Consider the following 6,338-nt stretch of genomic DNA (forward strand, 5'->3'; position numbering starts at 1 on the left):
CGCCGTGACGGCCGCTCCCTACCGATGTGACGTCAGATGACGGTGGAGTCGATCTCGAGTGGGGTGCCCGCGTACTCGCCGATGCGGGCCGTGCGCAGCACCCGGTCGAGCAGTTGGTCGAAGTTGGCCGACATCTCCTCGGCGCTCTCGCCGGGCCACATGTGCAGCGGCTTCGCGGCGCCCTGCGCCTGCTGAAGTGAGGTGCGCTCGGGCAGCTGCGGAGAGAGCACGAGCGGGCCGAACATGTCGCGCAGCTCCTTGATGCGGAACTGGTGCTCGAGCGACTGTACGCGGGCGCGGTTCACGATGATGCCGAGCGGCTGGAGCCTGGGGGAGAGGCCGCGCCGGATCTCCTCGATCGCGCGAAGTGCGCGGTCTGCTGCAGCCACCGAGAACAGGCCCGGTTCGGTGACCACGGCCACGCGGTCGCTCGCCGCCCAGGCGGTGCGCGTGAGCGCGTTGAGCGACGGTGCGCAGTCGATGAGCACGAGCTCGTAGTCGGCCTCGACGTTGGCGAGGGCCTCCTCGAGCTTCCAGATGTCGCGGATCGACGGATGCGGCCCGTCGAAGTTGATGGCTGACGGGCTGCCGATCATGACGTCGATCGTCGACTGGGGGTTCGATCGCGCCCAGCCACTCGGCGCGATCGCCGATCGCACGATCTTCTCCTTGGGCGAGGCAAGCACGTCGGCGACGTTCAGATGGCCGGCGACCTGGATGTCCATTCCGGTCGAGACGTCGGACTGCGGGTCGAGGTCGACGATGAGGGTCCGGACGCCGCGCGCGAACGCTGCCGACGCCAGTCCGAGGGTGACGGTCGTCTTGCCGACACCGCCCTTCAAGGAACTGACGCTGAGTACGTGCACGAACAGATACGTTACCTTTACTACTCAGTCGTTACCTAAACGTTCGCTGTGCGGAAAACTGTCTGAAAGGCCTGCATGTTCACGAAGATCCTGGTAGCCAATCGCGGTGAGATCGCCATTCGCGCGTTTCGTGCAGCCGTCGAGCTCGGTGCGAAGACCGTCGCCGTGTATCCCTTCGAGGATCGCAACTCGCTGCATCGCCTGAAGGCCGATGAGGCCTACCAGATCGGCGAGCCCGGACATCCGGTGCGGGCCTACCTCGATGTGTCGGAGATCATCCGAGTGGCGAAGGAGTCGGGCGCCGACGCGATCTACCCGGGCTACGGATTCCTCTCCGAGAATCCCGAGCTCGCGCAAGCCGCCGACGAGGCGGGCATCACGTTCATCGGCCCGCCGAAGCGCGTGCTCGAGATGGCGGGCAACAAGGTCACGGCGAAGGAGCACGCGATCGCAGCCGGCGTGCCGGTGCTGAAGTCCACGCCGCCGTCGCGCGACATCGAGACCCTCGTGGCCCAGGCCGAGGAGATCGGCTTCCCGATCTTCGCCAAGGCGGTCGCGGGCGGCGGCGGGCGCGGCATGCGCCGCGTCAACTCGAAGGATGAGCTGCGCGGTTCCCTCGAAGAGGCGATGCGCGAGGCCGACAGCGCCTTCGGCGATCCGACGATGTTCCTCGAGCAGGCCGTCATCCGTCCGCGTCACATCGAGGTCCAGGTGCTCGCCGATGCCTCGGGCGAGACCGTGCACCTCTTCGAGCGCGACTGCTCGGTGCAGCGCCGCCACCAGAAGGTCATCGAGATCGCCCCCGCGCCGAACCTCTCCGACGACGTTCGGCAGGCGCTCTACCACGATGCGATCGCCTTCGCCCGATCGATCGGCTACGTCAACGCCGGCACCGTCGAGTTCCTCCTCGACACCGCGGGCGAGCGGGCGGGGCAGCACGTCTTCATCGAGATGAACCCGCGAATCCAGGTCGAGCACACCGTGACCGAGGAGGTCACCGACGTGGACCTCGTGGTCTCGCAGATCCGTATCGCGGCAGGGGAGTCCCTCGCCGAGCTCGGCCTGCTGCAGGATTCGATACGGCTCCGCGGTGCCGCCCTGCAATGCCGCATCACGACCGAAGACCCCACGGCCGGGTTCCGCCCCGACACGGGCAGGATCACGACGTACCGCTCGCCGGGCGGTGCCGGCATCCGACTCGACGGCGGCACGGTGAATCCGGGCGCGCAGATCAGCCCCCACTTCGACTCGATGCTCGCGAAGCTCACGTGCCGCGGTCGCGACTACCCGGCCGCGGTGGCGCGCGCGAAGCGCGCCCTCGCCGAGTTCCGCATCCGCGGCGTCTCGACGAACATCTCCTTCCTCCAGGCCGTGCTCGAAGACCCGTCGTTCGTCGCCGGCGATCTCAGCACCTCGTTCATCGACGAGCGTCCGCAGCTGCTCCGCGGCCGCGTCTCGAAGGACCGCGGCACGAAGATCCTGAACTGGCTCGCGGATGTCACGGTGAACCAGCCGAACGGACCGGCGCCCACGAGCGTGCACCCCGCCGAGAAGCTCCCGGCGATCGACGTGTCGACGCCCGCGCCCGACGGTTCCCGGCAGCGACTGCTCGAGCTCGGCCCCGTCGGATTCGCCCGGGCGCTCCGCGAGCAGGTTCCGCTCGCCGTGACCGAGACGACCTTCCGCGACGCCCACCAGTCACTGCTCGCGACGCGCGTGCGGACGAAGGATCTCGTGGCCGTGGCGCCGTACGTTGCACGAATGACGCCCGAGCTGCTCTCGGTCGAGGCGTGGGGCGGGGCCACGTACGATGTCGCTCTCCGATTCCTCGGCGAAGACCCCTGGGAGCGCCTCGCCGCGTTGCGCGAGGCACTGCCGAACATCAACATCCAGATGCTGCTTCGCGGGCGGAACACCGTCGGCTACACGCCGTACCCGACCGAGGTGACCGATGCGTTCGTACGCGAGGCCGCTGCCACCGGCGTCGACATCTTCCGCATCTTCGATGCCCTCAACGACGTCTCGCAGATGCGTCCGGCGATCGATGCGGTGCTCGCGACCGGGCACGCGATCGCCGAGGTCTCCCTCTGCTACACGGGCGACCTGCTCGATCCTGCCGAAGACCTCTACACGCTCGACTACTACCTCGGACTCGCCGAGGAGATCGTCAGCGCAGGTGCGCACATCATCGCGATCAAGGACATGGCAGGCCTCCTCCGCCCCACGGCGGCCGAGCGGCTCGTCACCGCCCTCCGCGACCGCTTCGACCTGCCCGTGCACCTCCACACGCACGACACCGCCGGAGGACAGCTGGCGACCCTGCTCGCGGCCAGTCGCGCCGGCGTCGACGCGGTGGATGTTGCGAGCGCTCCGATGGCGGGCACCACCAGCCAGCCCTCAGCGTCGGCGCTCGTCGCCGCGCTCGCTCACACCGAGCGCGACACCGGCATCTCTTTGCAGGCCGTGGCCGACCTCGAGCCCTACTGGGAGGCGGTTCGCCGCGTCTACCGCCCGTTCGAGTCAGGCCTGCCCGGTCCCACCGGTCGCGTCTACCACCACGAGATTCCGGGCGGGCAACTCTCGAACCTGCGCCAGCAGGCGATCGCACTCGGCCTCGCCGACGATTTCGAGCTCATCGAAGATATGTACGCCGCGGCGAATGCGATCCTTGGCCGAGTGCCGAAGGTCACACCGTCGTCGAAGGTCGTCGGCGACCTCGCCCTGCACCTGGCCGCGGTGAAGGCGGACCCCGCCGACTTCGAGGCCAACCCCGAGAAGTACGACGTGCCCGACTCGGTGGTCGGATTCATGGCGGGGGAGCTCGGCGACCTGCCGGGCGGCTGGCCGGAGCCCTTCCGCACGAAGGTGCTTGCCGGCAAAGACGTGCGCATCGGTGTCACGGAACTCACCGACGAGCAGCGAGCCGCGCTGCAGGCGGACAGCATCACGCGCCGCGCGATGCTGAATGCGCTGCTCTTCCCGGCGCCGACGCGCCAGTTCGAGCAGATCCGCGAGCTCTTCGGGGATCTCTCGTCGGTCGACACCGCCGACTATCTCTACGGGCTCCGGCAGGGGGCCGAGCACGTCGTCGAGATCGACAAGGGCGTACGACTCTACGCGGGCCTCGAGGCGATCGGTGAGGCCGACGACAAGGGCATGCGCACCGTCATGACCATCCTGAACGGCCAGCTGCGCCCCGTGTTCGTGCGTGATCGCAGCATCGTGGTCGAGTCGCGGGCGGCCGAGAAGGCGGATGCCTCGCAGCCCGGCCACATCGCCGCGCCGTTCTCCGGCGTCGTGACCCTGCATGCCGAGGTCGGCGACGAGATCGCCGCCGGGCAGAGCGTCGCCTCGATCGAGGCGATGAAGATGGAGGCGGCAATCACCTCTCCCATCGCGGGAGTCATCGAGCGGGTCGCGATTCCCAAGACGCAGCAGGTCGAGGCGGGTGATCTCCTCGTCGTGGTGCGTCCGCGCTAGGCTGTGCATGGATTGGCGCTGATGAGGAGGGGTATCGGTGGCTGAGAACAAAAACGATCACAAGCCGGCGACCCGTCGTGTGGCCGGAGCCCGCACGACGGCAGTCGAGCGCGGCGATCTGCCGCCGACCGGCTCGCGTACGACAGATGCACTGCCCGAGAAGCTCGACATCCGTGTCGACCTGCCGCCGGCACCGGTGCGCGAGGTGCCCGAAGACGAGGTCGCGGTCGCGATCGACGACGTCGCGGTCAACCCGGGAGCCGTTGCGGGAGGCGCCTCGAGCACCATGTCGGTCGAGGTGGTCACGCCTGCATTGCACGGTTCCGTGGCACGCAGCGGCTATCGCCGCGAGCCCTCGCCCTATAGCGCCCTGCTCGCATCGGATTCCGCGAGAACGCGACGCGAAGCGGTCAGCACCGCCGCCGGCACCCACGTCGCCGTGGTCGACGTGCCGGGTGATGAGGGCGAGCCCTCCGAACTGCCCGAACGCTCCGAGTCGTTGACCGCCGATCGGCTCATCGACCTCAATCGCACGACCCGCCCGGCTCCGCACGGCGGCATGAACCGCTTCCTCTACGAGGCGTCGCTCCACCTCATCAACCTCGGCGACTCGGCCAAGGTGCGCGCCCACAAGGCCATGAACCAGCGCATTCAGAAGCGCTTCGAGGGCGGTGCCCGCTTCGTGCCGGTGCTCACCCGCAAGGGCGGCGTCGGCAAGACGACCATCACGGCGCTCCTCGGCATGGCTCTCGCCGATGCCCGCGACGACCGCGTGATCGCGATCGACGCGAACCCCGATCGAGGCACGCTCGCCGAACGCGTCGATCGGCAGACCCGTGAGACGGTTCGCGACGTCGTGACGAAGGCCGCGTCGATCGGCGGATACACCGACTTCTCGTCGTTCGTCTCGCGCGACGAGACCCGACTCGACATCCTCGCGTCCGACACCGATCCGACGCTCTCCGAGGCGTTCGACGACGACGACTACAACATCGTGGCCGACCTCGCGGCGCGGTACTACTCGCTCGTCCTCACCGATTGCGGCACGGGCATCGTGCACTCCGTGATGAAGGCGACGCTGCAGCGCGCGGACTCCATCGTCGTCGTCTCCGGTGGCAGTGTCGATGAGGCGCGCCTCGCATCCGAGACGCTCACGTGGCTCGAGGCCAACGGCTACGGCGACCTCGTGCGCAACGCCATCGTGGCGATCAACCTCGCGACACAAGGCACCCACCTCGTCAAGGTCGACGAGATCGAGGCGCACTTCCAATCGCGTGTGCGCGAGATCGTGCGGATTCCCTACGACCCGCAGCTCGCGGCCGGTTCGGTCGTGAACTGGCACGAATTGCGCCCCGTCACGCAGCACGCGGCGCGAGAACTGGCCGCCCTCGTGGTGGAAGGCCTGCCCGTCGACCGCGGGCATTGATCGGAGCGCAATTGCCGGAACGTCCCATTCGCCTGTTCGGCGACCCCGTCCTCAAAACCGTCTCAGCTCCCGTCGAACAGGTCGACGATGGCGTGCGCGCGCTCGTCGACGACCTCCTCGACAGTGTGCGGCTTCCCGGCCGGGCCGGCGTCGCCGCGTCGCAGATCGGTGTGAACGTCAGGGCGTTCAGCTACAACATCGAGGGCGAGGTGGGCTACATCCTGAATCCCGTGATCGTCGAGGTCTCGGGTGAGACCGCACTCGTCGATGAGGGATGCCTGTCGGTGCCGGGTCTCTGGCACCCGACGCCGAGACATCCGTTCGCCCGTGTTCGGGGCATCGATCTCGACGGCAACGTGGTCGAATTGGCGGGAACCGGCCTCATGGCCCAGGCGCTGCAGCATGAGACCGACCATCTCGACGGCATCCTCTACCTCGATCGACTCGAGAAGGCGCAGCGGCGTCTTGCGATGAAGCAGGTTCGCGAGTCCGACTGGTTCTGAGCGCCGAGCCCGCGCCGCGGAACGAGAACGGGCCCCCGCCGGGGCGGTTTCTAGGGATCGTCG

The 6,338-nt window shown here is 68.2% G+C and carries 4 protein-coding genes; 3 read left to right on the forward strand and 1 reads right to left on the reverse strand.

All coding sequences use genetic code 11. The features are described 5' to 3' along the window. Positions 1–32 precede the first annotated feature (32 nt). Positions 33–866 carry a ParA family protein gene (locus tag J7E25_RS04810; protein ID WP_129521504.1) on the reverse strand — a complete coding sequence of 278 codons (834 nt, stop codon included), beginning with the start codon at positions 864–866 and terminating at the stop codon, positions 33–35. Between the two features lie 75 nt (positions 867–941). On the opposite strand from J7E25_RS04810, the gene J7E25_RS04815 reads away from it, so the two are divergent. From J7E25_RS04815 to def, 3 genes are read left to right on the forward strand one after another with little or no spacing between them, the layout of a single operon-like run. Then, on the forward strand, positions 942–4,346 hold the full coding sequence (locus J7E25_RS04815) for a pyruvate carboxylase (protein ID WP_214868480.1): 3,405 nt from the start codon (positions 942–944) through the stop codon (positions 4,344–4,346). 37 nt (positions 4,347–4,383) lie between these two features. After that, complete coding sequence (locus tag J7E25_RS04820; protein WP_308164367.1) at positions 4,384–5,772, forward strand: MinD/ParA family protein; 1,389 nt, start codon at positions 4,384–4,386, stop codon at positions 5,770–5,772. 11 nt (positions 5,773–5,783) lie between these two features. Continuing rightward, entirely contained in the window at positions 5,784–6,275 is a 492-nt protein-coding gene (def, locus tag J7E25_RS04825) for a peptide deformylase (protein WP_214868482.1), read from the forward strand. Positions 6,276–6,338: the final 63 nt, after the last annotated feature.

It is taken from the genome of Agromyces sp. ISL-38 (assembly GCF_018613935.1).
In the GTDB taxonomy this organism is placed as follows: domain Bacteria; phylum Actinomycetota; class Actinomycetes; order Actinomycetales; family Microbacteriaceae; genus Agromyces.

Excerpts from the sequence above, each read along its gene's own strand:
- J7E25_RS04815 (WP_214868480.1), top strand. The coding sequence starts at position 942 with ATGTTCACGAAGATCCTGGTAGCCAATCGCGGTGAGATCGCCATTCGC.